Source organism: Neorhizobium sp. NCHU2750, from assembly GCF_003597675.1.
Classification (GTDB): Bacteria; Pseudomonadota; Alphaproteobacteria; order Rhizobiales; family Rhizobiaceae; genus Neorhizobium.
Genome location: NZ_CP030827.1, coordinates 456,354 through 482,225, shown reverse-complemented (window position 1 = coordinate 482,225; position 25,872 = coordinate 456,354). Strand labels below are relative to the sequence as shown.

29 protein-coding genes are annotated in these 25,872 nt (G+C 61.1%); 8 read left to right on the top strand and 21 right to left on the bottom strand.

Annotation, left to right across the window (positions count from 1 at the left end; all coding sequences use genetic code 11):
• The 10 genes from NCHU2750_RS02290 to NCHU2750_RS02240 form a co-directional block, all read right to left on the bottom strand.
• Positions 1 to 459, bottom strand: coding sequence for an endonuclease domain-containing protein (locus tag NCHU2750_RS02290; RefSeq protein ID WP_119938975.1), 459 nt, complete (start codon positions 457 to 459; stop codon positions 1 to 3).
• A 69-nt stretch (positions 460 to 528) separates the two neighbouring features.
• A complete protein-coding gene (locus NCHU2750_RS02285; protein WP_245480310.1) occupies positions 529 to 666 on the bottom strand; it encodes an antitoxin MazE-like protein in 138 nt (45 codons plus the stop codon).
• 63 nt (positions 667 to 729) lie between these two features.
• Positions 730 to 2,649 (bottom strand): DUF2207 domain-containing protein, encoded by a 1,920-nt coding sequence (locus NCHU2750_RS02280; protein ID WP_119938973.1) that lies wholly within the window; start codon positions 2,647 to 2,649, stop codon positions 730 to 732.
• Between the two features lie 13 nt (positions 2,650 to 2,662).
• Positions 2,663 to 3,214 carry a LemA family protein gene (locus tag NCHU2750_RS02275; RefSeq protein WP_119938972.1) on the bottom strand — a complete coding sequence of 184 codons (552 nt, stop codon included), beginning with the start codon at positions 3,212 to 3,214 and terminating at the stop codon, positions 2,663 to 2,665.
• A 90-nt stretch (positions 3,215 to 3,304) separates the two neighbouring features.
• Positions 3,305 to 4,099, bottom strand: coding sequence for a hypothetical protein (locus NCHU2750_RS02270; protein WP_162939450.1), 795 nt, complete (start codon positions 4,097 to 4,099; stop codon positions 3,305 to 3,307).
• Positions 4,100 to 4,201: 102 nt separating this feature from the next.
• Entirely contained in the window at positions 4,202 to 5,188 is a 987-nt protein-coding gene (locus tag NCHU2750_RS02260) for a glycine--tRNA ligase subunit alpha (RefSeq protein WP_119942847.1), read from the bottom strand.
• A gap of 84 nt (positions 5,189 to 5,272) precedes the next feature.
• Entirely contained in the window at positions 5,273 to 5,605 is a 333-nt protein-coding gene (locus NCHU2750_RS02255) for a PIN domain-containing protein (RefSeq protein WP_245480443.1), read from the bottom strand.
• A 71-nt stretch (positions 5,606 to 5,676) separates the two neighbouring features.
• Entirely contained in the window at positions 5,677 to 5,907 is a 231-nt protein-coding gene (locus tag NCHU2750_RS02250) for an AbrB/MazE/SpoVT family DNA-binding domain-containing protein (RefSeq protein WP_119938968.1), read from the bottom strand.
• Positions 5,908 to 5,969: 62 nt separating this feature from the next.
• A complete protein-coding gene (locus tag NCHU2750_RS02245; RefSeq protein ID WP_119938967.1) occupies positions 5,970 to 6,161 on the bottom strand; it encodes a hypothetical protein in 192 nt (63 codons plus the stop codon).
• Positions 6,162 to 6,216: 55 nt separating this feature from the next.
• Positions 6,217 to 7,083: a S49 family peptidase gene (locus tag NCHU2750_RS02240; protein ID WP_119938966.1), complete on the bottom strand. Its 867-nt coding sequence runs from the start codon at positions 7,081 to 7,083 to the stop codon at positions 6,217 to 6,219.
• Positions 7,084 to 7,252: 169 nt separating this feature from the next.
• Here NCHU2750_RS02240 and NCHU2750_RS02235 point away from each other — a divergent pair, with 169 nt between their 5' ends.
• Positions 7,253 to 8,593, top strand: coding sequence for an Nramp family divalent metal transporter (locus NCHU2750_RS02235; RefSeq protein ID WP_119938965.1), 1,341 nt, complete (start codon positions 7,253 to 7,255; stop codon positions 8,591 to 8,593).
• Here the strand turns inward: NCHU2750_RS02235 and NCHU2750_RS02230 are convergent.
• Positions 8,562 to 9,398 carry a tRNA1(Val) (adenine(37)-N6)-methyltransferase gene (locus NCHU2750_RS02230; RefSeq protein ID WP_119938964.1) on the bottom strand — a complete coding sequence of 279 codons (837 nt, stop codon included), beginning with the start codon at positions 9,396 to 9,398 and terminating at the stop codon, positions 8,562 to 8,564. The two genes, NCHU2750_RS02235 and NCHU2750_RS02230, sit on opposite strands and share 32 nt — an antisense overlap.
• Positions 9,395 to 9,616 carry a putative signal transducing protein gene (locus tag NCHU2750_RS02225; RefSeq protein WP_119938963.1) on the bottom strand — a complete coding sequence of 74 codons (222 nt, stop codon included), beginning with the start codon at positions 9,614 to 9,616 and terminating at the stop codon, positions 9,395 to 9,397. The genes NCHU2750_RS02230 and NCHU2750_RS02225 overlap by 4 nt, the downstream gene beginning before the upstream one ends.
• A 96-nt stretch (positions 9,617 to 9,712) precedes the next feature.
• On the opposite strand from NCHU2750_RS02225, the gene NCHU2750_RS02220 reads away from it, so the two are divergent.
• The 4 genes from NCHU2750_RS02220 (at position 9,713) to moaB (ending at position 14,240) form a co-directional block, all read left to right on the top strand.
• Positions 9,713 to 10,729, top strand: a complete 1,017-nt coding sequence (locus NCHU2750_RS02220; RefSeq protein ID WP_119938962.1) for a polyprenyl synthetase family protein — start codon at positions 9,713 to 9,715, stop codon at positions 10,727 to 10,729.
• A gap of 156 nt (positions 10,730 to 10,885) precedes the next feature.
• Positions 10,886 to 12,733 carry a tetratricopeptide repeat protein gene (locus NCHU2750_RS02215; RefSeq protein WP_119938961.1) on the top strand — a complete coding sequence of 616 codons (1,848 nt, stop codon included), beginning with the start codon at positions 10,886 to 10,888 and terminating at the stop codon, positions 12,731 to 12,733.
• Positions 12,733 to 13,695 (top strand): 4-(cytidine 5'-diphospho)-2-C-methyl-D-erythritol kinase, encoded by a 963-nt coding sequence (locus tag NCHU2750_RS02210; protein ID WP_502703814.1) that lies wholly within the window; start codon positions 12,733 to 12,735, stop codon positions 13,693 to 13,695. Before NCHU2750_RS02215 ends, NCHU2750_RS02210 begins: the two co-directional genes overlap by 1 nt.
• On the top strand, positions 13,692 to 14,240 hold the full coding sequence (gene moaB, locus NCHU2750_RS02205; RefSeq protein ID WP_119938960.1) for a molybdenum cofactor biosynthesis protein B: 549 nt from the start codon (positions 13,692 to 13,694) through the stop codon (positions 14,238 to 14,240). Before NCHU2750_RS02210 ends, moaB begins: the two co-directional genes overlap by 4 nt.
• Positions 14,241 to 14,345: 105 nt before the next feature.
• On the opposite strand, the gene NCHU2750_RS02200 is transcribed toward moaB, so the two are convergent.
• On the bottom strand, positions 14,346 to 14,861 hold the full coding sequence (locus NCHU2750_RS02200) for a glycosyltransferase family 2 protein (RefSeq protein WP_119938959.1): 516 nt from the start codon (positions 14,859 to 14,861) through the stop codon (positions 14,346 to 14,348).
• A 127-nt stretch (positions 14,862 to 14,988) separates the two neighbouring features.
• Here NCHU2750_RS02200 and NCHU2750_RS02195 point away from each other — a divergent pair, with 127 nt between their 5' ends.
• The 3 genes from NCHU2750_RS02195 to NCHU2750_RS02185 all read left to right on the top strand — a co-directional run bounded on the left by NCHU2750_RS02195 (position 14,989) and on the right by NCHU2750_RS02185 (position 17,975).
• The gene (locus NCHU2750_RS02195) at positions 14,989 to 16,146 is read left to right on the top strand and encodes a PA0069 family radical SAM protein (RefSeq protein ID WP_119938958.1); all 1,158 of its coding nucleotides are present in this window, start codon (positions 14,989 to 14,991) and stop codon (positions 16,144 to 16,146) included.
• A 248-nt stretch (positions 16,147 to 16,394) separates the two neighbouring features.
• A complete protein-coding gene (rnhB, locus tag NCHU2750_RS02190; RefSeq protein WP_119938957.1) occupies positions 16,395 to 17,063 on the top strand; it encodes a ribonuclease HII in 669 nt (222 codons plus the stop codon).
• A gap of 141 nt (positions 17,064 to 17,204) precedes the next feature.
• Positions 17,205 to 17,975 (top strand): SDR family NAD(P)-dependent oxidoreductase, encoded by a 771-nt coding sequence (locus tag NCHU2750_RS02185; protein WP_119938956.1) that lies wholly within the window; start codon positions 17,205 to 17,207, stop codon positions 17,973 to 17,975.
• A 147-nt stretch (positions 17,976 to 18,122) separates the two neighbouring features.
• Here the strand turns inward: NCHU2750_RS02185 and NCHU2750_RS02180 are convergent, their stop codons facing one another.
• The 8 genes from NCHU2750_RS02180 to NCHU2750_RS02145 all read right to left on the bottom strand — a co-directional run bounded on the left by NCHU2750_RS02180 (position 18,123) and on the right by NCHU2750_RS02145 (position 25,835).
• Complete coding sequence (locus NCHU2750_RS02180) at positions 18,123 to 18,608, bottom strand: F0F1 ATP synthase subunit B (protein ID WP_119938955.1); 486 nt, start codon at positions 18,606 to 18,608, stop codon at positions 18,123 to 18,125.
• 3 nt (positions 18,609 to 18,611) lie between these two features.
• Positions 18,612 to 19,223 (bottom strand): F0F1 ATP synthase subunit B, encoded by a 612-nt coding sequence (locus tag NCHU2750_RS02175; RefSeq protein WP_119938954.1) that lies wholly within the window; start codon positions 19,221 to 19,223, stop codon positions 18,612 to 18,614.
• Between the two features lie 93 nt (positions 19,224 to 19,316).
• Complete coding sequence (locus NCHU2750_RS02170; protein WP_112455014.1) at positions 19,317 to 19,544, bottom strand: F0F1 ATP synthase subunit C; 228 nt, start codon at positions 19,542 to 19,544, stop codon at positions 19,317 to 19,319.
• Positions 19,545 to 19,612: 68 nt separating this feature from the next.
• The gene (locus NCHU2750_RS02165) at positions 19,613 to 20,365 is read right to left on the bottom strand and encodes a F0F1 ATP synthase subunit A (RefSeq protein ID WP_119938953.1); all 753 of its coding nucleotides are present in this window, start codon (positions 20,363 to 20,365) and stop codon (positions 19,613 to 19,615) included.
• Positions 20,366 to 20,427: 62 nt separating this feature from the next.
• Positions 20,428 to 20,775: an AtpZ/AtpI family protein gene (locus NCHU2750_RS02160; protein ID WP_502703813.1), complete on the bottom strand. Its 348-nt coding sequence runs from the start codon at positions 20,773 to 20,775 to the stop codon at positions 20,428 to 20,430.
• A gap of 246 nt (positions 20,776 to 21,021) precedes the next feature.
• Positions 21,022 to 22,179, bottom strand: coding sequence for a cell wall hydrolase (locus NCHU2750_RS02155; RefSeq protein ID WP_162939700.1), 1,158 nt, complete (start codon positions 22,177 to 22,179; stop codon positions 21,022 to 21,024).
• Positions 22,180 to 22,357: 178 nt separating this feature from the next.
• Entirely contained in the window at positions 22,358 to 24,259 is a 1,902-nt protein-coding gene (locus tag NCHU2750_RS02150; RefSeq protein WP_119938950.1) for a potassium transporter Kup, read from the bottom strand.
• Positions 24,260 to 24,650: 391 nt separating this feature from the next.
• Positions 24,651 to 25,835, bottom strand: a complete 1,185-nt coding sequence (locus tag NCHU2750_RS02145) for an Mrp/NBP35 family ATP-binding protein (RefSeq protein WP_119938949.1) — start codon at positions 25,833 to 25,835, stop codon at positions 24,651 to 24,653.
• Positions 25,836 to 25,872 lie beyond the last annotated feature (37 nt).

The window sequence follows — 25,872 nt, the reverse complement described above, 5'->3', positions numbered from 1 at the left end:
TCATTTTTCCTCACCCTCCCCTTGAGGGGGAGGGTCGGACCACAGGTCCGGGGTGGGGTGAAAATTGTGTGCCTCTGCTAGCAAAATTGGGCGCTGCTGCACAATGGCAAATATGGTATCCAGCACCGCTTCCAGCTCTTCAAATACTTCATGGTTCCAGAAGCGGATCACTTGATAACCCTGGCTTGCCAAAAATTCGGTTCGCTTCGCATCGTAGCGTCGCGCCGCATCCTCTGCATGCTGGCTGCCGTCGAGTTCAATCACCAGACCGATCTGGTGGCAGGCGAAATCTGCAAAATACGGGCCAATCGGCACCTGACGTCGAAAATGCGTTCCCTCTATCGGTATCCGCCACAGATGGCGCCATAGCCTAGCCTCAGCATCGGTGCCGTCTTTCCTCAAGCGGCGTGCATTCGCGATCTTGAACTTGGAACTCCAGTCCGGCCGTTTACCCTGCATTGGATCACCCCCACCCGCCGCTGTGCGGCGACCTCCCCCCTCGAGGGGGAGGTGCAATGTGCCGCATGATCAGTCTTCGTCCTCGACGTCGGCAAGTGCCGCATCCAAGAGCAAATCCAGATCGGGATCAGCCGCGTCGGCCAAAGCGGCGCATTTAGACTGCCGACGGCATTCTTCCACAAAGTCAGCCTGCGGTGTATCGGGCACGCTTGCCTCCATGTGTCATTTCAGATGCAGCGTGACTGATAGACGAAAGACAATCAAGTCGGACTACCAGCCCCCACCACCGCCACCACCTCCTCCGCCGCCGGAAAAGCCGCCGCCCGAGAAACCGGAAGACGATGACGAGGATTTCGGGGTCGGGATGGTGGAGGCTATCGTGTCGGACATCGAGGACGAGAAGCCGCCGATGCGATCTCCGAAGCTGCCGAAGCCATCGCCATAGTACCAGCTTGCGGTATAGGCCGCGGCGCCGGCGGCAACCGCTGTGGCAAGCCATGTCTCAAAGGCCTCACTCCAGGGTTTTTCGACGCCGAGTGCCACGGCATAGGGCAGAAGCTTTTCGAAATGCTGCGGCGACATCTGCGGCGCGCCGGCCATGTTCATGCGGTCCTTCTCGGCGACCGTCAGATAGGTGCGCAGGCCTTCGATCTCGTCCATCAGCTTGCGGCCGAGCGGTGTCGGCGCGCCCATCAGGAAGAAGAACACGACATTGATGATGAAGAGGCCGCCGACACCGGCAAAGACCGGCCACTGACCATCCTCGAAGCTTTCGATGGCGCCGGTGATGAAGGTGCCTCCAATGGCCAGAATGGCGAGGCCGAAAACGGCAATGAAGATGATCGCGCCGATGCGGGCGGCAATCGTCTTCTTCCTCAGGAGCGATTTTCCCGCCTTGACGGCGAAGAAGGACCAGACGGCACCGAAAATAGCCGGCGGCAGCAGCAAACCCAGATCATCCGGATCGATATCACCGAAGACCAGCAATGCCCCGCCCGCAACGATGCTCAGGAGCAGGCCGAGCACCACATAGACGGTGTTGTGCCTGTAATATTTGCCGCGATGTTCCTTTTCGATCGACTGGCGAAAGGCCTTGCCGATTTCCTGCACCCGTTCGCCGTTCGATTTGTCGATGGCGAAGGTATTCCCTGCCGCCCCCATCTGAAACAGCATGACGGCCTGGCCGGGCGGCAGATCCTTGATCGCCTTCCGACTGTCGGCAATCTTGACCACGACGCGGGATTTCAAATCCTCCAGCGTCAGATAACCCTTGACCGCAAGGTCGAGCAGGCTTGCCGAAAAGGCCGTCCAGCCGCCGCCGGAAAAGCCCTTGTTGTCGATATAATTGACCAGTGCCGGAGAGATGCCGGCAGGCGTATCCCAACGCGGCACGATGACGCCACGGGCGGGATCGCGCCCGACCCTTCGCCAGACGAAGAGGTAATAAAGGAAGACGGTGGCAAGGCCGCCGATCGCCAGGAAGAGATTGCGGTTGTCACGCCACCACCAGGCGCTTTGCTGATCGGCAGATGGCGCTGCAACAATGCCCTTGGGGAAGCCGACGACGATGGTGAGGCCTTCCTGGCCGGCGAGCGGACGGGTCGTGGTGAAATCCGCCTGATTGCCAGAGGCGCTCGCTCGCGCATCGCGGGCGGTGGAACCGTAGGCGCCGGTGAAGGCGGCCGTATCGGTCACCGTGCCGCCCGGCAGTGTTACCCGCGCCGAGGCTCTGGCGATACGAAACAGCCAGCCATTGCCGGTGACGTTCCAGTAAAGCTCGTCATGATCGTCGAAATAGCGGATCTGCCGGGTGGTCCTGTAGGTAATGACGTAAGTATGCTCGCCGGGCGAAAGCAACGTGTTCTCGCTGCCGGCATAGATGCGGATGCCGCGGGAGATGGTTTCGGTGTGAAAGTCTTCCGGCCGCCCGTCACGGGTGACGGAAACGGGCGTGAAGCCGACCCGTATGGTGTGGCCCTTGGCATCCTCCATGGTCGTCGGGAAATCGCGAAAAATACCGCGGCGGATGCGGTTGCCCTCGGCATTGACCGTGATCGTCTCAGCCACCGTCAACTCGCCATCGGCGGCGATCCGGATATCCGAATTGTAGCTGCGGATATATTCCTCCGCGAAAGCCGGGAGGCAGGCGACGAGAACAAGCGCGAAGGCTAGGAGAAGGCGCCGAAACATCAGCGGCCTCCGGTCAGAACTTTACCTGGGGCACGGCGCGATCGGCTTCGTTTTCGATTTCGAAATAGTCGCGCTTGGAAAAGCCGAATGGGCCGGCGACGAGATTGGCGGGAAAGCTCTCGACCCTGATGTTGAGGTCGCGGGTGGCGCCGTTGTAATAGCGTCGTGCCATCTGGATCTCGCTTTCGATCGTCTCCAGCGAGGTTTGCAGTTCGAGGAAATTCTGGTTGGCCTTGAGGTCCGGATAGGCTTCGGCCAGCGCAAACAGCTTTCCGAGCGCCTGGGTGAGCAGGCCTTCCGCCTGGGCGCGGCCCGCGACATCGCCCTGGGGCACGGCCTGCGCCTGGTTGCGCAGCTTGACCACTTCCTCGAACGTGCCCTTTTCGTGGGCGGCGTAACCCTTGACCGTCTCGATGAGATTGGGGATCAGGTCGGCGCGGCGCTTCAACTGCACGTCGATACCCGACCAAGCCTCCTCGGCCATCTGCCGGGCGCGGACGAGGCCGTTATAGATGAAGATCAAATAGATGACGGCAATGGCGATAATGCCAAGCGCGATATACATGACGGGTCCCCCACAGCATCAAGGTTGCAGGGGACCTTAGGTGAGTTCGCTTATGTTGTCACCCGACCGCGAAGACGGCCAGGATGACGGCTACTGCAGCGGAACGATCTCGATGCGTTGCTGCAAGAGATTGCGATAGGTTTCGGTGCTGATTGCCGGGACACTGGTGGTCCTTCCGTCCTTGGTCACTTTGACCGCACCGGCATCGCTTGTGCCGGTGTCGCTCTTCATCTCGACTCTCAACTCGTCATAATTGGCAAAACTCGCCGCGAGATTTGGGCTGACAAAACCACGGGAGAACCGCCAGGAAGGAAACAGCGATCCACCGCCGCTTCGCTCCAGCCGCAATGCCGTTTTCGGATTGTCGGGAAAGCCGACAGGTGACGCATACATGACATCAGAGAACCATTGCGCCAGCCCAAGATTGGCACCGCGGGCAGTGGCATCAGTGTCTTTGGCGTATCCGTTGACGCATTGCGCCTTTAGGTGGTCGTTTTTCTGGTCGAGATCAGTCAATTTGAAGGTAATCGGCGTCGTGCTCACCCGGCTTGAGGACAGATCGCCACCAAGCCCGGCCAAGCCGCCGGAACCCGCATCCAGCTGAAAAAATCGATCGCCACTATCCCTCGTCTTGTAGGATGCGTCGACACCGGCACCGACTTTGTTCCGGCGACCGCTCTCCATCGTGACAGTCACGATGTAGTACCCTTTCGGAAAATCGTCATTTGCACGGATGTCATTGAATTTTTTGAAAATTTCACAGACAGCCTGAACAATTGGCCGTTTTACGGGAAAACCGGTCTTCATGCTCCATTCCGGAGCAGACTGGCATGCACTGAGAGACAACGCGGCCAAGGCCGCGCATGCAAACTTGATGCGCAACATAACAACCCCCAAGGTTCAACCCTTGGGGAGTATTATGCACAATTGCAACCTTTGCAAGTATCATGAATTATTGCACAACCAAAAGGCGCGCAAAGCGTAAGCTCACGCCGCCTTGCCGATATTCGCCCCACCGGCATCCGTCAGCAGAAAGGCCTCGCCGCAGGCCTTGGCCAGCGTGCGGACGCGCAGGATATAGCTCTGGCGCTCGGTAACCGAGATCACGCCGCGGGCATCGAGCAGGTTGAAGACATGCGATGCCTTGATGCACTGGTCATAGGCCGGGAAGACACACTTATGTAGTATCCCTGTCGCGCCTGCGGCGCTCCCCGCCTCTTGCTGTGCAGCCATCAGTGCAGGAGCACCGGCGGCGAGCAGCGCCAGGCATTCCTTCTCGGCATCAATGAAATGGCGATGCAGCATTTCGGTATTGGCGAATTCGAAGTTGTGGCGGGAATATTCCTGCTCGGCCTGCAGGAAGACGTCACCATAGGAGATCTTCTCTTCGCCTTCGCGACCGTTGAAATTCAGGTCGTAGACATTATCGACGCCCTGGACATACATGGCGAGGCGCTCCAGACCATAGGTGAGTTCGCCGGCGACCGGCGAGCATTCGATGCCGCAGACCTGCTGGAAATAGGTGAACTGCGAGACTTCCATGCCGTCACACCAGCATTCCCAGCCGAGGCCCCAGGCGCCGAGCGTCGGGCTCTCCCAGTCGTCCTCGACGAAGCGCACGTCATGCAGCAGCGGATCGAGACCGATCGCCTTCAGGGAACCGAGATAGAGCTCCTGCAGGTTGGACGGGTTCGGCTTCAGGATGACCTGATACTGGTAATAGTGCTGCAGGCGGTTGGGGTTTTCGCCGTAGCGGCCATCGGAGGGACGGCGCGACGGCTGGACATAGGCGGCCTTCCAGGGCTTGGGCCCGAGCGCACGCAGGGTGGTGGCCGGGTGGAAGGTGCCGGCACCGACTTCCATGTCGTAGGGCTGCAGCACGGCGCAGCCCTTGTCCGCCCAATAGTTATGGAGCGTCAGGATGAGCGCCTGGAACGAGCGCTTGGGGTCCATATGTTCGGGCAGATCGGTCATGGGAATAATCGGCATCGTTTGGTTGAGGATGCGGACGAGTGCCACGCGGGGGGACAAGGGTCAAGGATTTATAGCCGGACCGGCTCAGCGGAATGGATTTATGACCGTCAAGCGGCCGTCGATGACGAGGCCGTGGTGCAGATCCTCGGAATAATATGTGCTGCAACCTGCGCTCAATGCCGCCGCGACCATGAGAGCATCATAGAAGGCAAGGTTGAAACGCGGCGCAAGCCTCAAGGCGACCGAGTTGAATTCCCGTTCGATGGGCAAAACCACGCGTGCGGCGAGCGCTATATCCTCTATGTGGCCAGCCACACGGTCCCAAGACAGGTCTAGCTTGCGGCGACCGACATTTGCGAACTCGTTCAAGGCTTGCACACTGATGACGAACGGCTTTGCCATCAGATCTTGTGCCACAACCGATTTCGCATCATCGGCCAGAGCGTAGACAAGAATATTCGTATCGAGAAGATCGGCGACGCCCGTGGTCAACGCTCGTTGGCCTCGTCGCGGTTAAATTTCCAATTCGGCGGCAGTTTGAATTTGGCGGCCCTGATGCGCTCAAGCGCCTGTCGGCGCGCGTCTTCACGTTCGATTTCCAAAATAGCCTGATCGGCGACGCGAACCGTGACCTCATCGCCCTCCTTCAGATCGAGCGACTTGGCCACGTCATCGGGTATCTGCACTGCGAGGGCGTCGTTCCATTTCGTCACGCGCATGAAAATCTCCAGTCGATGGTCCAGTCTCGGCCCATCATAGCAGAAAATTGCCGGCCTAACCGCTATTCCTCGTCCTTTTTCACCCGATATTCGCCCGTCACCGGGTCCTTTTCGAGCGTGGCGATGGCGCCGGTCTCGCGCTCCTTTTCCTGCCGCCTTGTCTTGGCCGTCAGTTTTTCGGCGTCCTTGATAAAGCGCTTGTAGATCGTCCACCCGCCGTAAACCACGACGACCAGAAACAGAAACTGGGCCATTTCCCCTTGAATTCCTCATATAGAATGCGGCGCGAAAGGCACCGCATATCGGACATTACAGCCCGTATCTGCTCCACAATGCCCTTTCTTCGACACTCGCGGCAAGCCCCGCGCCGGCCTCCGCGGCGATTTCGCCGAAATTCGGTGCGATTGCCGAGACACCGGGAACCCGTTTGCCGAGCAGCGTGCGGGCGCCACCGATCAGTTCGAGGCGCGCATCCTTGCCGAAACGGCGCTTGATCACCTCGCGCATGTCGCCGAGACCATCGATCAGGCCGAGTTCGAGGCCCCTCGTCCCGGTCCAGAACAGGCCGGAGAAGATTTCCGTATCGTCGACCAGACGCTGGCCGCGCCGCATCTTGACCATGTCGATGAAGACCTTGTGGATCTCGAGCTGCAGCGTCTTCAGATATTCGATATCGCTTTCCCTTTCCGGCTTGAACGGATCGAGGATCGCCTTGTTCTCGCCGGCGGTATAGACGCGGCGCTCGACGCCGATCTTCTTCAGCATTTCAGGAAAGCCGAAGCCACCGGAGACGACGCCGATCGAACCGACGATCGAAGTCGGGTCGGCAAAGATCTCGTCGCCCGCGAGCGCGATCATGTAGCCGCCGGAGGCCGCGACATCTTCGACGAAGATCAGCACCTTCTTCTGCTTTTCTTCGGCCAGCGCACGGATGCGCTGGAAGATCAGCCGCGACTGGACCGGGGAGCCGCCGGGGGAATTGAGCGAGATGGCGACGGCCGGTGCGTCCTTCACGGCAAAGGCCTTGTCCAGCATCGGCGCGACGCCGGCCAGATTGAGGGTCGGCTTGAACTGGCTGCCGCCGGTCATGATCGCCCCATGCAGGCGGACGACGGGGATCGCCAAACCCTTTTTGCGAAAACGCTTGGGGAGAAGACGATTGAGCAAGCCAGCCATTGACGATCCTTCCAGAATAGAAATTCAGCACTGCATGTAAGCATTGCAACGACAAGTGCAATCACCCTGTTCCATCCGCCATTCAGGAGCCTGATTTCAACCTTGTTGCAAATGACTTGCATTTTCATTTTAAACAAGCATGATGCCGGCATTGCTACTTGAGGAACCCATGGATCTCTCCCGCATAGAAACAGAGAATGGCTGGCGTCATGACGCTCGCGAGGCTTCCCTTTCGGACGTCTACAAATCGGTAAAGGTCTCAGGCCACGGCTCGAAACTCCGCCGTATCCTGGCTTTTGCCGGACCGGGCTATCTGGTGGCGGTGGGATATATGGATCCCGGCAACTGGGCGACCTCGCTCGCCGGCGGTTCCAAGTTCGGCTATGCGCTGCTTTCCGTGGCACTGCTCTCCAACCTGATGGCGATCGTGCTGCAATCGCTCTGTGCGCGACTGGCGATCGCCTCGGGCCGCGACCTGGCACAGGCCTGTCGCGACGCGTTTCCGCGATCCGTATCGGTGGTCCTGTGGGCCATGGCGGAGATCGCCATCATTGCAACCGACATTGCGGAAGTGATCGGCACGGCGATCGGCCTCAACCTGATCTTCGGCATTTCGCTCGAGATCGGCGTGCTCGTGACCGCGCTCGACGTGTTTCTCATCCTCTACCTGCAAAGGCTCGGCTTCCGCTGGGTCGAGGCCTTCGTCATCACGCTGCTCGGGGTCATCGCCGTCTGCTTCGGCGTGCAGATCTTCTTTGCCGATCCGGTCTGGTCGGATGTAGCGATCGGCTTCGTGCCGACGACGGATATCGTGCGCAATCCGGAAATGCTCTATCTGGCGCTGGGCATTCTCGGCGCCACCGTGATGCCGCATAATCTCTACCTGCATTCGGGCATCGTGCAGACGCGCGATTTCGGCAAAAGCGTGCCGGAAAAGCGCGAGGCGCTGAAATTCGCGACGATCGATTCCACCGTGGCTCTCACCTTCGCGCTGATGATCAACGCCGCCATCCTCATCCTCGCCGCTGCGGCGTTCCATGCCAACGGCTATACGGATGTGGCGGAACTCGGTGAAGCGAATGCGCTCCTTTCGCCCATGCTGGGCCTTGCACTGGCGCCGATCTTCTTCGGCGTGGCGCTTCTGTGCTGCGGCCTCAACTCGACGGTCACGGCAACACTTGCCGGCCAGATCGTCATGGAAGGGTTCCTGCATATCAAGCTGAAACCGTGGATCCGGCGCGTGGTCACGCGAGCGATCGCCATCGTGCCGGCCGGGCTCGTGACGATCTGGTATGGTGACGCCGGCACCTCGGAACTGCTGATCCTCACGCAGGTGGTGCTCAGCCTGCAGCTTTCCTTCGCCGTCTTCCCGCTCGTGATGTTCACCACCAGCAAGGCGAAGATGGGCGCACTGGTTGCCCCGCGCTGGCTTGCCGGCCTCGCCTACCTGATCGCGCTCGTCATTGCCGCCCTCAACGTCAAACTGCTGTTCGACGTGGTGACCGGCTGACGATGCGCCGCCGGTAAGCCGCACGGCCGTTGTTGAGATCGTCGACCTCGGGCGAAAAGAAATGGCCGTCCTCGCCGTGCACGACGAGCGGCGCGCGGAAGACGAGCCTTGCCCTCGATCCCTTGATCGCGGTCACCAGAATACGGGTCGCGTCCTCGCCGGGACGCGGATGGACAGGCGTGATCTCGACACCGCCGAAACGCATGCCGCAGGCGGCAAGAATATCGGCAACCGATTCCGGCCTTGCGATCAGCGACAATTGCCCGCCCGGCTTCATGATCGCGCCCGCCGTCTTCAGCCAGACCTCGAAAAGGTCCTCGGTCATGGCATGGGCATTAGCCTTCAGGTTGTCGGGCGTGCGGCGATCCCCGGCATTGTTGAAGGGCGGGTTGATGATGACGTGATCGTGAACTTCGTCCTCGAGCCCTGCCGCAACCCTTGCACGGCCGGTCAGCGTGACATCCGCCTCGATCACATTGACCCGTTCCGCAAGGAAGGCATTTTCCGTCAGATCGACGCTTTTGCGCGCATAGGCGGCCATGACCGGGAATTTCTCGACCAGCGTCACCCTGGCCTGCGGCAGGCGGGCTGCGACGGCAAGACCGGCAGCGCCTGCGCCAGCCCCCAGATCGGCGACGCTGACCGGTCCATCACCGGCCACGAGCGAGGCCAGAAGCATGGCGTCTATACCGGAGCGATGCCCTTCATTTCTCGGCTGTACGACGTGAAAACGCCCCCGATGGAAGGCATCCACGGTGAAGTCATCCCGAGCCTGATCCGCGCCCTTGAAATCAACGTCACTCATGGCCGCAATTCTGCCTCCAGGCCGGCGTCGCGCAGGATAGAACGGGCCTCGTCGGCGCGGTCTTCCTCGACCAGCAACCGGCGCTGCAGAAGGCCGAGCGAGCCTTCCATGATGCTCATGGCCTGATCGGCGACAAGGCAATGGATGCCTGCATCCTTCATCAGGCTCTGCGCCAGCGACAGGGTTACGACCTCATTGGTACGAATAAGCTCGATCATCTGTCGCCCTTTCGCGAAAATCTCTTTATGTTTTTGTCTTGCCGCCCTATGGACCTTTTCTAGTGTCGTAGCGAAATTTTCCAAGGAGGCCTGAACTTGGGCGTCGTCATACCGCTTGAAGAAGGCAAAAACAAATCTGCATCCGTGAAGCCCCTGGTCGACCTTACCAAGGCCGACATGGACCGGGTCAACCAGCTGATCCTGTCGAAGGCGGGATCAGATGTGCAGATGATCCCGGAAGTGGCCAATCACCTGATCTCTTCGGGCGGCAAGAGGCTGCGCCCGATGCTGACGCTCGCCGCCGCCTCGATGTTCGGCTATCAGGGCGAAGGCCATGTGAAGCTCGCGACCTCGGTCGAATTCATGCATACGGCAACGCTGCTGCATGACGACGTGGTCGACGAGAGCGACCTGCGCCGCGGCAAGTCGACGGCGCGGATGATCTGGGGCAACCAGGCAAGCGTTCTGGTCGGCGACTTCCTGCTCGGCCAGGCCTTCAAGATGATGGTCGATGTCGGCTCGCTCGAAGCGCTCGACGTCCTGGCTTCCGCCGCAGCCGTGATCGCCGAGGGCGAGGTGCTGCAGCTCTCCGTCGCCAAGAACATGGAAACGACCGAGGACGACTATCTCTCGGTGATCCGCGCCAAGACGGCAGCGCTGTTTGCGGCGGCCGCCGAAGTCGGCCCGATCATCGCCAATGCCGACAAGTCGAGCCGCTCAGCACTGCGCTCCTTCGGCATGAACCTCGGCTACGCCTTCCAGATGGTCGATGATGCGCTGGATTACGGCGGCAAGGCTGCCGATCTCGGCAAGAATGTCGGCGACGATTTCCGCGAGGGCAAGATCACCCTTCCCGTCATCCTGGCCTTCCGCCGGGGCACGCAGGAAGAACAGGCCTTCTGGCGCACCGCGATCGAACAGGGCGAGAGTAGCGACGAAAACCTCGAAAAGGCGCTCGGGCTGATCACCAAATACGACGCGCTGAAGGATACGATCGCGCGCGCCTTGCATTACGGCAAGATTGCCCGCGATGCACTGGCGCCGCTGCCAGCCGGCCCGATCAAGGATGCGCTGATGGAAGTCATCGACTTCTCCATCCAGCGGGTCAACTGAGGGCGCGTTAACGCAGGTGTTACCGGTATCGTTGCCCGACGATACCGGAGATTTTGTTGCGGACATGCTCCAAAAAAGCCATTCTGTTGTGAATCACTCGGCGCAATCCTGCGGCGACGCGTCGCCGACACGCCAGCTTTCATGAAAGGCCCGTCTATGCGGCAGACATCCCGCCATCTTCTGCTTTCCAGCGTCGCGCTCGCGGCATGCCTGGTGTTCGGCCCATGGTCGAGCTTGACGGCAGCCGCTGCCACACCGGAAGCCAAGCCTGCCGACCAGAAAGCCGTGACGTTTACGCCCGAAAGCGTGAATTCCTTCGCCGGCGCCTTTCTTGCCGGCCGCACTGCAGACGTCGACCACGACTATGCCAACTCGATTGCGCTTTACCGCAAGGCGCTGGACTTCGAACCCGCCAACCTGGAAATCCGCGAAAGACTGATGATCTCGCTCCTGATGAGCGGCGATTTCAATGGCGGCCTGAAAGAAGCCAATGCGCTGAAGGAGGATGCCTCGGTGGAGCGCATCACCAAGATCGTGCGCGGGCTCGATGCCATTCATGGCGGAAAATACGATGCCGCCAAGAAGATCCTCGCGTATGACGGCCCGAACGATCTCGACCGGCTGACGCATGTGCTGCTGACCGCCTGGGCGGATGTCGGCGCCGGCCGCGGCAAGCGGGCGATCTCGATGATCAACGGGCTGAAGGGCCCGGCCTGGTTCAAGGTCTTCACCGACTACCAGAGCGGCGCGATGGCGCTGGTTGCCGGCGACGTCTCGACGGCGCGGCAGTATCTCAACAAGGCCGTGACCAGCAACGACGCCGTTGCCACCGCGCCCGACACGTTCATGCGCGCCGTGATGGCGCTGGCGCGGCTTGAAGCTGCCGCCGGCAACAAGCAGAAGGCGCTCGACGCGATCTCCGTCGGCGACGGGATGATTTCCAATTACGCTCCCCTGAAGGCGCTGCGCGAAAGCATCGACAAGGGCGACAAGCCGGTGCAGCAGATCACCAATGCCACGGAAGGTGCAGCCGGCGTGCTGTTTTCCATCGGTGGCGCGCTGAACCGCCAGGGCGCCGAGGACATGGTGGCGCTTTACCTGCAGATCTCCCATTCGCTCGACGAAAGGAGCGCCGACACGCTGATACTTCTCGGCGGTATTGCCGAAAAGCAGGACCAGCCGCAGCAGGCGATCGCCTTCTACCAGAAGGTGCCGGAGGATTCGCCGATGCGGCGGATTTCCGAACTTCAGCTCGGCATCACGCTGTCGGATACCGGCAAGCTCGATGAGGCCAAGCAGCACCTGAAGGACCTGATCCAGTCCGATCCGTCCGATATCCGCAGCTATGTCGCCTATGGCAGCGTTCTCTCGGAAGCCAAGGACTACCAGGAGATGGCCGCCAATTACGACAAGGCCGTCGAGGTGATCGGTCCTGTGCCGAAGCCGGGCGACTGGTCGGTCTTCTTCCAGCGCGGCATCGCCTATGAGCGGCTGAAGGACTGGGCCAAGGCCGAGCCCAACTTCCGCAAGGCGCTGGATCTCAACCCGGAACAGCCGCAGGTCTTGAACTATCTCGGCTATTCGCTGGTCGACATGAACATCAATCTCGACGAAGGGCTGAAGATGATCCAGCGCGCCGTCGATGCACGCCCCGACGACGGCTATATCGTCGATTCGCTCGGCTGGGCCTATTTCCGCCTCAACCGTTTCGACGATGCGGTGAGCGAGCTTGAAAAGGCAGTGCAGCTGCGCGCCGGCGACGCGACGATCAACGACCATCTGGGCGACGCCTATTGGCGCGTCGGGCGCAAGCTCGAAGCCGTCTACCAGTGGAACCGGACACTGGTTTCCGAAGGCGACGACGTGAACCGCGAGCATGTGAAGGACAAGATCGAGAACGGACTGCCGCCGCTCGATCCGAATGCGACCAATACGGTGCGCAAGGAGACCGATACGCCGGCCCAGCCGACGCCCGAGCCGGCCACGCCCGACAAGAAGTCCTGATGCGCGAAACCGCACCCGAGATGACAAGGCCTGCCGGTGCGGCGGGCCTTTTTCAGTCTGCGGCCCAGGATGGCGCCGTCACCGAATTTGCGCCTGCGAAAATCAATCTCGCGCTGCATGTCGTCGGCCAGCGCGCCGATGGCTACCACCTGCTCGAAATGATCGTCACCTTCATGGCACAGGGTTCGGCGGTCGGCGACGTGCTGCATTTTACGCCGGCCGAGAGCGACAGCTTTTCTGTCTCCGGCCGGTTCGGCGCGGAACTGCCTGTCGACGCGGCGAGTGTGCAGAAGAACCTGGTGGTGCGGGCGCGCGACCTGATGCGGGCAGCACTTCGCGACAAGGGGATGAGCGCTCCGCAGGTTGCCATTCACCTTGAAAAGAACCTGCCGATCGCATCCGGCATCGGCGGCGGTTCGGCGGACGCGGCCGCGACGCTGCGTGGCCTGCTGCGTTTGTGGCGGGCAGAGGCTGGTCTTTCCGACAGCGAGCTTGCAGCGCTTGCCCTTTCGCTTGGTGCAGACGTGCCGATGTGCCTGAAGAACAAGCCCGCGGAAGCGCGCGGGATCGGCGAGGATCTCGTCTTTCTGGACAGCATGCCGTCCTTTCCGATCGTCATCGGCAATCCGCTCCTCGGTGTCTCGACCCCCGACATTTTCCGGCGGCTTGCGACCAAGACGAATGCGCCGATCCCGCCCCTCACCGGCGACTGGCGCACCGATCTCTCAGGCCTGCGCAACGACCTCGAGCCGCCGGCCGCGGCACTGCTTGGCGAGATCGACGAGATTTCCGCGATGATTGCCAATGAAGGCGCCTGGCTTACCCGCATGTCGGGTTCCGGTGCCACTTGTTTCGGCCTGTTCGATACCGCCGAAGAGGCTGGCCGGGCGGCGGAAAGACTGCAGGCGATGCGGCCGGACTGGTATTTTGCAGCCGCCGAGACGACAGGAAGAAGATCATGATCGGTATAGACGAGACCCGCCAGTTCGTGCCGCTGGGCATTGCGGTGCTGACCGTGTCCGATACCCGCACGCTCGACGATGACAAATCCGGCCAGACGCTGGCCGACCGGATCGAGGCGGCCGGCCATGTGCTCAAGGCGCGCGCCATCGTCACCGACGACCGTGGGAAGATCGCGGCCCAGGTGACGAAATGGACGCTCGATGCCGAGATCGATGTCGTCATCACCACCGGCGGAACCGGGTTTACCGGCCGCGACGTGACGCCGGAAGCGCTGGAACCGCTATTCGAAAAGCGGATGGACGGGTTTTCGGAGGTGTTTCACCGGATTTCCTATGACAAGATCGGTACATCGACGATCCAGTCACGCGCTACAGGCGGGGTGTTCAACGCCACTTTCGTCTTCGTGCTGCCCGGCTCGCCCGGTGCCTGCAAGGATGCCTGGGACGGGATCTTGAAGGCACAGCTCGACTATCGCCACATGCCGTGCAATTTCGTGGAAATCATGCCGCGGCTCGACGAACACCTCAAACGCACCAAGAGCTAGATTCTAGATCAATGCCGCTTCTCTTCGAATAGCGGAATTGCTCTATCCTCCTAGTTTGGCGCAGTTCCGGACGCAAAACCGCTACGCACTTTTGCTGGAGCTGCTTCAGCGGGCCCTCAGCACCCAGGCGGGGATCAACTGGCTGACGAGCCTCGTCGCCTTGTGTCCCTTGGCGAGCATTTCCAGCGTCATGCCCGATTTCGCTGCGGCAATGGCATTCTTCTTTTGCACCAGAAGCCCGTATTCTAGCGGCGGCAAGGAGCGCCCGATGCGCTTGAAGAGCGGCCGGCGATAGTTGCGCGAGGGAGAGAAGCGGGCGGCCTGCTTGTTGATCGCCAGGTGCTCCATTACTTCCTCGATCCAGCCGCTTTGCGGACGCGCGCCGGCCTCGATGAACAGCAGCCACTCGCCGCGGGCGCTGCGCAGGATATCCTTGATGTCCCAGTGACTGTGAAACCGGCAGCCGGCCGCATCCGCGACACGCGACGAGCCATCGCGCGACGCGTGATCGAGCACGATCACGTCGCTCACCAGCCCCTCCACCGCGGCTGTGACGAGGATGGACAGCGTCTGCGCGAGCTCGGCTTCCTGATCCCTGCATTCCATCAAAACAGTCAGCATTTCTGACCCTTAGCCTATAGTTTTGGGGATTGCCAGCGAGCAGCAAAGTTTGTTCTTGCAATGTTCTCATTTGAGGGGTAGGAATTTAATCATCAGGAACGGGAAACGATCCCGTCAGGAGCCTTCAATGACAGAGCTGTCTGAACTCAGGCAGGGTGCGTTTGCGCCCGCCCATACGGCTGACATTGCCGATGCACTGGTTCAATCCTCCGGCCTTCGGATCGAGATCGACCGGCGGCGCGGGCGTGGCGCGGGCATCAACCCGAGCGGACGCTTCGAGGCCGAGCGACGTGAGGCGTTCGACGATGGTTGGCAGACGATGGAGGACATGGAGCCGTTCCGCACCGAGGTGCAGGTGGAAAAGCCAAAGACGGCAATCACCCGCAATGACAGCCCGGATATCGGCTTCGACCGCTCGATCAATCCCTATCGCGGCTGCGAGCATGGCTGCATCTATTGCTTTGCCCGTCCGAGCCACAGTTTCATGGGGCTTTCTCCGGGGCTCGATTTCGAATCCAAGCTGTTTGCCAAGCCGGACGTGCCGCGGCTTCTGGAGCGGGAGCTGAGCAGGCCGGACTACAAGGTCAGGGCAATCGCGATCGGCACCAATACCGACCCCTACCAGCCGATCGAGCGGGAATGGCGGATCATGCGCCAGATCCTCGAAGTGCTGCAGAAAGCCAACCATCCAGTGCTGATCGTGACGAAATCTGCGCTCATCATGCGCGATATCGACATTCTGTCCGACATGGCATCGAAGGGACTTGCCAAGGTCGGGATCTCGGTGACGACGCTGGAGCGCAAGCTGGCGCGGACGATGGAGCCTCGCGCCTCGACGCCGGCCAAGCGGCTGGAGGCGATCAAGGCGCTTTCGGAGGCCGGCATACCGACCGCCATCATGGCCTCGCCGATCATTCCGGCGCTGAACGACCACGAAATCGAGCGCATTCTCGATGCCGGCCATGCGGCCGGTGCAACGGAGGCAAGCTATGTGCTGCTGCGCCTGCCGCTCGAGGTCAGCCCGCTGTTTCGCGATTGGCTGCTGCGCAATTATCCGGACCGCTACCGGCATGTGATGTCGCTGATCCGCTCGATGCGCGGCGGCAAGGATTACGATGCCGAATTCGGCAAGCGGATGAAGGGGGCCGGTCCCTATGCCTGGCAGATCGGCCGCCGCTTCGAGATGGCGACCAAGAGGCTCGGGCTCGGGCGGCGCGGCATGCATCTGCGCGATGACCTGTTCATCCGCCCGAATGGCGCCGGCATACAGCTGTCGCTTCTCTGAGAGGATTGTTCAACTGAGTTATACCGGAAGGCGCTGACAGGAGCGAATCGTCCAAGCGGGATGGCGCAACATCCGCCATGATCCAGCCAGTCCTTCCATACCGCATTTTTCTCTTTCTCGGCTCGGTTTCCCCGCCTCCCCTCCCGCCGAGAATGAAGCCCCGGACCACCGCGTTCCCCGGTGGACAGCGAAGCCGCACTCGCGTTCGGGGCTTGCAGGAGATCGGGACGGCGTGCGAGCTTGCCGCCATGCCCGCACGCACGCCGCCCGATTCTCCGATGCTTTTCGATCCATCCGCCCTCGCCTGCGATTTCAGTCTCGAACTGGCCGCTCGCAAGGCCGGCCATTGGCCGGTGGCGGGAACAGACGAGGCCGGACGCGGGCCGCTTGCCGGTCCGGTGGTTGCCGCAGCCGTCATTCTCGATCCCGACAATATTCCTGCAGGCCTCAACGATTCCAAGAAGCTTAGCCTGAAACAGCGCGAAAAGCTGTTCGAGGCGATCATGGCGACGGCTCATGTGTCGATCGCCTCGTCCGGGCCGGCGCTGATCGACGGGATCAACATTTTGCGCGCCAGCCTCGATGCCATGCGTCGGGCGGTCGCCGGGCTCGCCGTCGCGCCTGCCCATGTTCTGGTCGATGGGCGCGACGTGCCGAAGGGCCTGTCGTGTTCCGGCCAGGCCGTCATCAAGGGCGACAGCCGCTCCGTCTCGATCGCCGCCGCCTCGATCATCGCCAAGGTGACGCGCGACCGGATGATGGAGCGCGCCGGCCTCGTCTATCCGGCCTATGGTTTCGCAAAACACGCCGGCTACGGGACGAAGCAGCACCGCGACGCGATTATCGCGGACGGACCCTGCCCGCTGCACCGGATGAGCTTTCGGCCGCTGAAAGTGGATGACGAGGCAGAGGGCTGATAGAGGCACATCCAGCCGACAAGCCGGCGTGCCGATTACGAACCTTGGGTTTGTCCGACTTGGCCGGCATTGCCTCGATTACTATCGCGCTCTCACCTCATGGAGGCTCTGAGAGTTACGGAGAATGAAAGAAGGCAAGCAATGAGTGATGCGCCGAATTTCTCGCTGGCAGGTCAAAAGATCCTCGTCACCGGAGCATCCGGCGGGATCGGCCGGGCACTTGTGCAACGCATTGCTGCTTTCGGCGGATATCCCGTCATCCACTATGCGTATAACCGGGACAGCGCCGAGGAGCTTCTTCTCAGCGTCGAGGGGAAAGGTGCGGTGGTACAGGGAGATCTGGTCGATCCCCTGGGAGCAACCGCTCTCTGGGAAAGTTCGGTTGCGGTCTGCGGCCAAATCCACGCCCTGATCAACAACGCCGGCATCCGCGCGACAACTCAGATCGGCGATGACCTGGATAGCTGGCAGCGCGCTTGGGAACTTGACCTGCGCGTCAACCTCCTGGCACCCGCGGACCTTTGTAGAGCGGCCATTTCGCACTTTCGACAACAAGGCGGTGGTCGTATCATCAACATTGCCAGCCGGGCAGCGCAACGCGGTTATACGGAAGACCACATGCCCTATGGGGCATCGAAGGCTGGCTTGATAAACCTGACGAAGTCCATAGCCCGAAATTTCGGCAAGGATGGCATTATCGCAATTGCCATCGCGCCGGGATTTGTCCACACCGAAATGGCCGAGGATTTCATCCGGGAAAAGGGACGAGAGGCTGCCGTCGGCGACATTCCGATCGGGGAGATGGTGGATGCCACCGAGCTGGCGGATCTTGTGGCGTTCTCCCTGATCGGATCGCAACGATCGCTCAGCGGATCGACGATCGATATCAACGGAGCAAGCTATATCCGATAGGTGAGCGATGACCACGAACAGCCACCGGAAGCGCGGGCATTTTTTCTCCCCGCCGGATAGCGGTTGCAGCCACGGCCTCTTCAGACAGACAACAAAAAAGCCGGGCGTTTCCACCCGGCTTTTTCAATTTCATCTGTCTGAGCGCCATCAGTTGAGGCGCGACTGGACCTTGGAAACCGCGTCCTTGAAGAGCGCAGTCTGGGTGGTCTTGTCGCTCTTGGCAGCGATCACCTTTTCGGCGGCAGCCACAGCAACGTCGATGGCGGCTGTGCGGACGGCGCTGATTGCGTCGGCTTCGGCCTGCTTGATCTTCTGTTCCGAGAGAGCGTTGCGGCGAGCAACGAATTCCTCGGTCTTCTGCCGGGCTTCCTCGGTCAGGAGAGCAGCCTCGCGCTCGGCAGCGGCGAGAAGGGCAGCGGCTTCCGCTTCGGCGTCCTTGCGCTTCTTCTGGTATTCGGCGAGCAGCGCCTGAGCTTCCTCACGCAGGCGCTTGGCCTCTGCGAGTTCGGCGCGGATGTTATCGGCGCGCTTGTCCAGCTGCTTGCCCATCATGCCCGGCACCTTGAGATAGGCGATCAGGACGAAGAAGAGGATCAGGCCGACAAGGGCGAAGAATGTGTTGTCCAAGGCCATGGATCAGGCTCCCTGCTTGGCAGCCGCAACCGCGGCCTTGATGTCGTCGCCGGTCGCCTTGCCACCGATCAGCTGGTCGACGATCGCGGAAGCAGTTTCCTCGGCAATCGCGCCGACTTCGGTAAAGGCCTTCGCCTTGATCTCGCCGATGCGGGTCTCGGCGGCTGCGATCTTGGCAGCAATTTCCGCTTCGATCGCGGTGCGATCTGCGGCAGCCTTGGCCTTGGCGTCGTTGCGGGCGGCATCGGCAATCGCGTTTGCCTTGGAACGGGCGGCAGCCAGTTCCTTTTCATAGGTCTCGACGGCGGCGTCGGCTTCTGCCTTCAGGCGGCCGGCTTCTTCGAGATCACCGGCGATACGGCCCTTGCGATCCTCGATGATGCCGCCGACGCGCGGCATGATGACCTTCTGAATGATGAGATAGAAAAGGCCGAACGTGATGACGAGCCAGAGCAGCTGCGACGCGAAATGCGACGAGTCGAACGGCGGAAAACCAGCCTCACCGTGTTCTGCCCCATGGGCAACACCGGTTTCGGTATGAACCTCGCCTGCGCTTGCCGCGGGCGTTTCAGATGCGGCCGGCGCGGTCTGCGCGTATGCCGAGGTCACGAACATCATCACCTCCAGGTGAATTCCATATATAACGGATCACGGCATACCGTTTCCGGCCCGCCGTGATCCAATCCTATGCCGCTAGACGTTTAGGTCTTAGACAGCGAACAGGAGGAGGAGCGCTACGAGCAGCGAGAAGATGCCCAGAGCTTCCGTAACGGCGAAGCCGAAAATCAGGCGGCCGAACTGGCCATCAGCAGCCGACGGGTTACGCAGAGCGCCCGACAGGTAGTTGCCGAAAATCGTGCCGAGGCCGATGCCTGCGCCACCCATGCCGAGGCAAGCGATACCTGCGCCGATGTACTTTGCTGCTTCCGCGTCCATATTGGAACTCCTTAGAATGGTTTGTTGCGGCTTTGGACTGGTGCTCAAAGCACCAACGACTTTATTTCTCAGTGACCGTCCGGATGCAGGGCATCGTTCAGATACATGCATGTCAGGACTGCAAAGACGTAGGCCTGAAGGAATGCAACGAGAAATTCCAGACCGGTCAGAGCGACGGTCATGAGAAGGGGCAGGATCGCCGTGCCGATGCCGAGTGCACCGAGCGCGCCGAGCGAGGCGACGAAACCTGCGAAAACCTTGAGCGTGATGTGGCCGGCCAGCATGTTGGCGAAAAGACGAACCGACAGGCTGATCGGACGGGCAATGAACGAAATGACTTCGATCGCCACCACGAGCGGCAGAAGAACGGCGGGAACGCCGGAGGGCACGAAAAGCTTCAGGAAGCGCAGGCCGTGCTTGTAGAAACCATAGACGACCACGAGACCGACGACGAGCATGGAAAGCGCGAAGGTGACGATGATCTGGCTGGTGACGGTGAAGAAATAGGGGAACATGCCGAGCAGGTTCGCCGTCAGGATGAACATGAACAGCGACAGCACCAGCGGGAAGAACTTCATGCCGTGGCTGCCCGCCCCTTCGCGCAACATGTTGGCGACGAATTCATAGGACATCTCGGCAACCGACTGGGCGCGGCCCGGGATCAGCGAACGCTGCGAGGTGGAGAAGTACATGAAGCCGGCGGCGACGACGACGGTTGCGACCATGAACAACGAAGCGTTGGTGAAAGAGAAGTCGTAACCACCGACATGGATCGGAACGATCGTATTGATGTGGAACTGATGGATCGGATCGTTTGCCACCGTCTACCCTCTTTCGATGACCGCCCGCGCGGCCTTGTTCTTCAAAACCGGCACCGGCCGGTTCACTCTTTATCTTCGTCGCTGCGCGCCGAAAGGTGCGGTGGCTGAGCCACCATACCGACGCCGCGCAATATACTTAGCACACCGGCACAAAAACCTAAGAGGACAAAAAGGATCATCCCCCACGGCTTGGTGCCGACCGCCCAATCGATCAGATAGCCCAGGACACCGCCGACGGCGATCGCGGAGACGAATTCGGAGGAAATCTTCAAGCCGAGAGCCATGCCCTTGCGACTTGTTTCGGATTGCCCGTCCCGTTTCATTTCCGCTGCATCGTCGGCCTTTTTCTCGGCAAGTGCCTGAGAAAGTCGCTTTCGGCGCGCATCCAGACCATCATCACGGTCGTCCATCACTCACGTCCTCCTCCTCCGGCCTTTTTGTCCGGTGCAGCCGAACGCAAGGATAGCGAGGGATTTCGCGCCTTCCGGCCCGTTTTCAAGTCGCGCGCAACATAGTTTTCACCGCCCGGCTAGTCAAGGCACTGAGCAAGCTTGCCCCAAGGGATTTAAAGATAATGAATTCATCGCGTTATCAGCCGAGCGGGAGCAAGGTGGGTAAAACTGTCGCGGGAATTCACAGGGGGTAAGGCGCTTGTATCAGCTCCAACCACCACCATAGGTTCTATAGAAGACGTGTAGACCGATCCGGCCGACCTTTTTCATCGTCTTCGCCCAGGCCGGATGCACGTAGACCGCGTGATAATGTGTCGCAGAGCCGACTTCGGGCAGCCAAATCCTGCCGGCGCTGACCGCCATGGCCACTTCGCGCGCCGTCTTCCAGTGGTCCGCAGAACGGACGCGATCCTTGATGTTGTCGCAGGCGAAGGAGAATTGGCAGCGGTTGCGCCAGTCCTCGTTCTGATACACCACGTCGCAGATGGTCGCCGGGTAGGCCGGGTTGCGCACCCGGTTGAGGATGACCTGGGCGACCGCCGCCTGACCGCGCACCGATTCGCCACGCGCCTCGAAATAGATGCCCGAGGCGAGACATTGCTGCTGCTTTGCGGAGAAAGAATCGGCCGGCAGCGGATTGGCGGCCCAGGCATGATCGTCCGGGCCGATCGGCGGAATGAAACGGCCGGCATCCGGCTTCTTCAGGATGGCATCGAAGGGTGACTGGCGGGAGAAATCGGGCTTCGCCTCGGCATAACCCAGGGCCAGCACGTCGGGATGATCGTTGGTGACGAGGCTTGCGATCATCGGCGGCAGGCTTTTCTCCTTCACCTCGTCCTTGCGGAAGTAGAACTCGGCGACCCTGACCGGCTGCATCTCGGCCTGGCGGCTGGGCGACTTTACGAAGGCCGTCATCTCGTCCTCGTCGTCAACGGGCTTGGTGAGCGAGCTTGAACGGTCGAGGATGGTGCCGGCAGAGAAGGCCTTCGGCGGCAGCATGGGCATGACGGCAACGATGCGCCCCTTCTTTGCGGCACGGTTGACGCGATCCTCGTCGGGCGAACCGTCCTTCGACTTGTCCTCGTCGGAGAGCGCCACCTTGCGACCGTCCGGCAATTCGATGCCGGCATCGCCGCCCAGAACCTTGCCGCCTCCGGGGAAGGCGAGCGAGGCGCTATGCAGGGAACCGGCAGGGGAATTGGTAATCACCATCCGCCAGCTCTCGGACGCGCCTTTCAGGCCGGAAAACAGATCGGTGAAGTCGCCATGCGAGGGTATCGACGGAAATACCAGCCAGGAGGCAAGCCCCAGCACCACAGGCGCGGCAGGCCGGTCCCAACGCGGCAGGGACCTGTTACGCAGAACGCTTTTCGGACGCAAGACGGCAACTCCACAAGTCAGACAATGACCAAAGAGTGAATTATTAACCTTGATGACCGGTTAACGCCGGAAGGTGAAAGCCTTGCAAGACAAGCTTCATCAGCACACGCGCATTTAACAGATGCGTGAATGCCACGGCCGGTACACGTTGTGGATGGCCTCAGATGATGACGTGAGAGCCGAGCTCGACCACCCGGTTTGCCGGCAGGTGGAAATAGTCCGACGGGTCGGTCGCGGCATTGGCCATGGCGATATAGAGCCTGTCCTGCCACATGGGCATGCCGGATTCCGCATCCGGCACGAGCTTGCGGCGGCCGAGATAGAAGGAGGTCGACATGATGTCGAACTTGAAGCCGGTCTTGCGCAGGTAGGCGAGCGCCTGGGAGACGTTGTGCGATTCCATGAAGCCGAAGCGCAATTCGATGGTGGTGAAGCGCTCGGAGATTTTTTCCACCTTGAAGCGCTCGTCCATCGCCACGCGCGGCTTGTTGACCGTGCGGATGGTCAGGATGACGTTCTTTTCGTGCAGCACGTGATTGTGCTTGATATTGTGCAGGAGAGCGGCGGGCGCGGTTTCCGGGTCGCTGGTCAGGAAGATCGCGATGCCGGGAACCGATACGGGCGCGTGATCGGATTTCTTCTCCACCATCGGCACGAAGGCATCGAGCGGCACGTCGATGCGGCGGGTCTTTTCGAATAGGATGGCGGTGCCACGCTTCCAGGTCCACATGACGATGGTGAAACCGGCCGCCAGCATGGCCGGCACCCAGCCGCCGTCATGGATCTTCAACAGGTTGGCCCCGAGGAAAATTACCTCGATTGCCAGCAGCGGCGCAAGCGTGGCGATCGCCACCGTCTGCGGCCATTTCCATTTCAGCCGGACGAATTCGAAGGCCATCAGTGTGGTAACGACCATGGCTCCCGTTACCGAGATGCCATAGGCGGTGGCCAGCGCATCGGAGCTTTCAAAGCCGAGTACGAGGGTGATCACACCGACGAGCAGCAGCGTGTTGACGCTCGGCAGGAAGATCTGCCCGGTATTGGTCTCTGAGGTGAAGAGTATCTGCATGCGCGGCATATAGCCGAGGTGGATCGCCTGGCGGACGAGCGAGAAGGCACCGGTGATGACCGCCTGGCTGGCGATGATGGTTGCCGCGGTCGCAAGGATGACGACCGGCAGCAGCGCCCATTGCGGGAACATCAGGAAGAATGGATTGCCCATCGCCTCCGGTGTCTGCAGCACGAAGGCCCCCTGCCCCAGATAGTTCAACAGCAGTGCCGGGAAGACCAGGAGAAACCAGGCATACTGGATGGGGCGGCGGCCAAAATGGCCGAGATCGGCATAAAGCGCCTCAGCGCCGGTCACCGTCAGGAAGACCGCGCCGAGGACGACGACGCCGGCAAAGCCCTCGCGCATGACGAACTCGATCGCATACCAGGGATTAAACGCCTTCAGAATGGTCAGGTCGTCGGCGATGTGCATGAGGCCACAAAGTCCCATGACGATGAACCAGAGCGCGGTGATCGGACCGAAGAAGCGGGCCACCATGCCCGTGCCCTTCGACTGGATGGCGAAAAGCGCGATCAGGATGACGACCGAGATGGGCAAGACGGCACTGTCGAGCCGGGGAGTGACCAGTTTCAGACCCTCGACCGCCGACATGACCGACAGCGCCGGCGTGATCATTGCGTCACCGAGGAACAATGCCGCACCGACAAGACCGAGGATCATCAGGAAGGCGCGTTGACCATTGACGGACTTGGTGAGCAGAGCCAACAGCGACAGGGTGCCGCCTTCACCGTCGTTATCGGCCCGCAACAGCAGCAGCACGTATTTAAGCGTGACGATCACCGTCAGCGTCCAGATCATCAGCGAGATGATGCCGATGATCTCGCCCTGCGTCACGCCATCTGCGGCAACCGGCTTCAACGCCTCGCGGAAAGCGTAAAGCGGGCTGGTGCCGATATCGCCATAGACAACGCCGACCGAGCCCAATGCGAGCGCAAAAAGGCTCTGTTTGCTCGTCTTTTCGGCTGCATGCTGTTCAGCGGGGTGACCCATATGGTGCCTGACCTCAGTCAGCCTTTCCGAAGGACGACGGGAAACGAAGGGAATAGAGACTTAGACAGTGGAGCGGGTGTACTTCCAAACTACCTTTTTATGCGGCAGGCCTTGATCACTCTCAATCTACGAATGGCGACCGGTGCCTAAAAAACTTCAGAACCCGGTTGCAACGTCTCAATAGCCTGCGTGTCGAGACAGGCCCAAGAGCGACGCGCCTATAAAGACAGCCCTTCTTAAAATCAAGAGGCGGGGTGCCGTGGCGATCCGCCAGAGATCCCCAGACATCCGCCTGAAAAGCCTGTCGCGCAAGGCGATGCGGCTAACGGCCACAAGCCGTGCGCGCAACTCACAGAAGCCGCAAGCGGCATCCACCACCGCCGATGCGCGATCAGTCGAACACGATCGATGGCGCCTTGCGGCGGTTGCCCTGCGACAGCTGCGCCCAGACCGAGGCCGCGATATCCCTGTAAATCCCGGCGATTTCGCTTTGCGGTTCGGCATGGACGATCGGCGTGCCGAGATCGGAGCGTTCACGGATATCCATCGTCAGCGGAACCTCGCCGAGGAAGGGAACACCGATCCGCTCGGCTTCCGCCCGCGCCCCGCCATGGCCGAAGATGTCGTAGCGCTTGCCGGTATCGGGTGCGAGAAAATAGCTCATGTTCTCGACGATGCCGAGAAGCGGGATCTCGACCTTGCGGAACATGGTCACCGCCTTGCGGGCGTCGATGAGCGCCAGATCCTGCGGCGTCGAGACGATCACGGCGCCGGCCAGCGGCACCTGCTGAGCCATGGTCAGCTGGGCGTCGCCGGTGCCGGGCGGCATGTCGACGACGAGCACGTCGAGTTCACCCCAGGCGACTTCGCGCAGCATCTGCAGAAGCGCCGACTGGACCATTGGGCCGCGCCAGATCATCGCGGTTTCCTCATCGACGAGAAAGCCCATCGACATGGCCTTCAGCCCGTAGTTTTCCATGGGCTTGATCAGCCGGCCGTCGATCTGTTCGGGGCGTCCGGAAATTTTCAGCAGTCGCGGCACCGAGGGGCCATAGATATCCGCATCGAGAATGCCGACGCGCAGGCCGTTGGCCTGAAGGCCGAGGGCGAAATTGACGGCAGTGGTGGATTTGCCGACGCCGCCCTTGCCGGAGGCAACCGCAACGATGGCGCCGACGCCCGGAACGCCGGCCTTGGCGGCAACGCCTCCCTGGGCCGGGCCGCGCGGCTGGCCCGCCGGGCCGGCACTTGCCGGCGCATGACCATGCCCATGGCCATGCCCGTGTGAGGCAGGCGCCGGTGCCGGCCGCGGAGAGGACGAAGCTTTGTGGTCAGCCGTCAGCGTGACGAGCGCTCCCTTGATACCGGGAACAGCGGTCACCGCCTTTTCGGCGGCGAGCCGGAGCGGCTCCAGCTCCCGCGCCCGGTCTGCGGGAACGGTGATCGAAAAATAGGCCTTGGCATCGGAAATGAAGATATCGGAGACCATGCCGCGGGACACGAGGTCGCCTTCCAGATCGGGACCACGAACCTTGGCGAGCGCGGCCAGCACCTGATCCTTCGTTACATCCGGCATGTCGAACTCCTCGCATCGCAAGCGGCCCCGCAACCTA

Coding starts and splice junctions, on each gene's coding strand:
- NCHU2750_RS02290 (WP_119938975.1), bottom strand. CDS start 459: ATGCAGGGTAAACGGCCGGACTGGAGTTCCAAGTTCAAGATCGCGAAT.
- NCHU2750_RS02280 (WP_119938973.1), bottom strand. CDS start 2,649: ATGTTTCGGCGCCTTCTCCTAGCCTTCGCGCTTGTTCTCGTCGCCTGC.
- NCHU2750_RS02275 (WP_119938972.1), bottom strand. CDS start 3,214: ATGTATATCGCGCTTGGCATTATCGCCATTGCCGTCATCTATTTGATC.
- NCHU2750_RS02270 (WP_162939450.1), bottom strand. CDS start 4,099: ATGTTGCGCATCAAGTTTGCATGCGCGGCCTTGGCCGCGTTGTCTCTC.
- NCHU2750_RS02260 (WP_119942847.1), bottom strand. CDS start 5,188: ATGACCGATCTGCCCGAACATATGGACCCCAAGCGCTCGTTCCAGGCG.
- NCHU2750_RS02250 (WP_119938968.1), bottom strand. CDS start 5,907: ATGCGCGTGACGAAATGGAACGACGCCCTCGCAGTGCAGATACCCGAT.
- NCHU2750_RS02245 (WP_119938967.1), bottom strand. CDS start 6,161: ATGGCCCAGTTTCTGTTTCTGGTCGTCGTGGTTTACGGCGGGTGGACG.
- NCHU2750_RS02240 (WP_119938966.1), bottom strand. CDS start 7,083: ATGGCTGGCTTGCTCAATCGTCTTCTCCCCAAGCGTTTTCGCAAAAAG.
- NCHU2750_RS02235 (WP_119938965.1), top strand. CDS start 7,253: ATGGATCTCTCCCGCATAGAAACAGAGAATGGCTGGCGTCATGACGCT.
- NCHU2750_RS02230 (WP_119938964.1), bottom strand. CDS start 9,398: ATGAGTGACGTTGATTTCAAGGGCGCGGATCAGGCTCGGGATGACTTC.
- NCHU2750_RS02225 (WP_119938963.1), bottom strand. CDS start 9,616: ATGATCGAGCTTATTCGTACCAATGAGGTCGTAACCCTGTCGCTGGCG.
- NCHU2750_RS02215 (WP_119938961.1), top strand. CDS start 10,886: ATGCGGCAGACATCCCGCCATCTTCTGCTTTCCAGCGTCGCGCTCGCG.
- NCHU2750_RS02210 (WP_502703814.1), top strand. CDS start 12,733: ATGCGCGAAACCGCACCCGAGATGACAAGGCCTGCCGGTGCGGCGGGC.
- moaB (WP_119938960.1), top strand. CDS start 13,692: ATGATCGGTATAGACGAGACCCGCCAGTTCGTGCCGCTGGGCATTGCG.
- NCHU2750_RS02200 (WP_119938959.1), bottom strand. CDS start 14,861: ATGCTGACTGTTTTGATGGAATGCAGGGATCAGGAAGCCGAGCTCGCG.
- NCHU2750_RS02195 (WP_119938958.1), top strand. CDS start 14,989: ATGACAGAGCTGTCTGAACTCAGGCAGGGTGCGTTTGCGCCCGCCCAT.
- rnhB (WP_119938957.1), top strand. CDS start 16,395: ATGCCCGCACGCACGCCGCCCGATTCTCCGATGCTTTTCGATCCATCC.
- NCHU2750_RS02185 (WP_119938956.1), top strand. CDS start 17,205: ATGAGTGATGCGCCGAATTTCTCGCTGGCAGGTCAAAAGATCCTCGTC.
- NCHU2750_RS02180 (WP_119938955.1), bottom strand. CDS start 18,608: ATGGCCTTGGACAACACATTCTTCGCCCTTGTCGGCCTGATCCTCTTC.
- NCHU2750_RS02175 (WP_119938954.1), bottom strand. CDS start 19,223: ATGTTCGTGACCTCGGCATACGCGCAGACCGCGCCGGCCGCATCTGAA.
- NCHU2750_RS02170 (WP_112455014.1), bottom strand. CDS start 19,544: ATGGACGCGGAAGCAGCAAAGTACATCGGCGCAGGTATCGCTTGCCTC.
- NCHU2750_RS02160 (WP_502703813.1), bottom strand. CDS start 20,775: ATGGACGACCGTGATGATGGTCTGGATGCGCGCCGAAAGCGACTTTCT.
- NCHU2750_RS02150 (WP_119938950.1), bottom strand. CDS start 24,259: ATGGGTCACCCCGCTGAACAGCATGCAGCCGAAAAGACGAGCAAACAG.
- NCHU2750_RS02145 (WP_119938949.1), bottom strand. CDS start 25,835: ATGCCGGATGTAACGAAGGATCAGGTGCTGGCCGCGCTCGCCAAGGTT.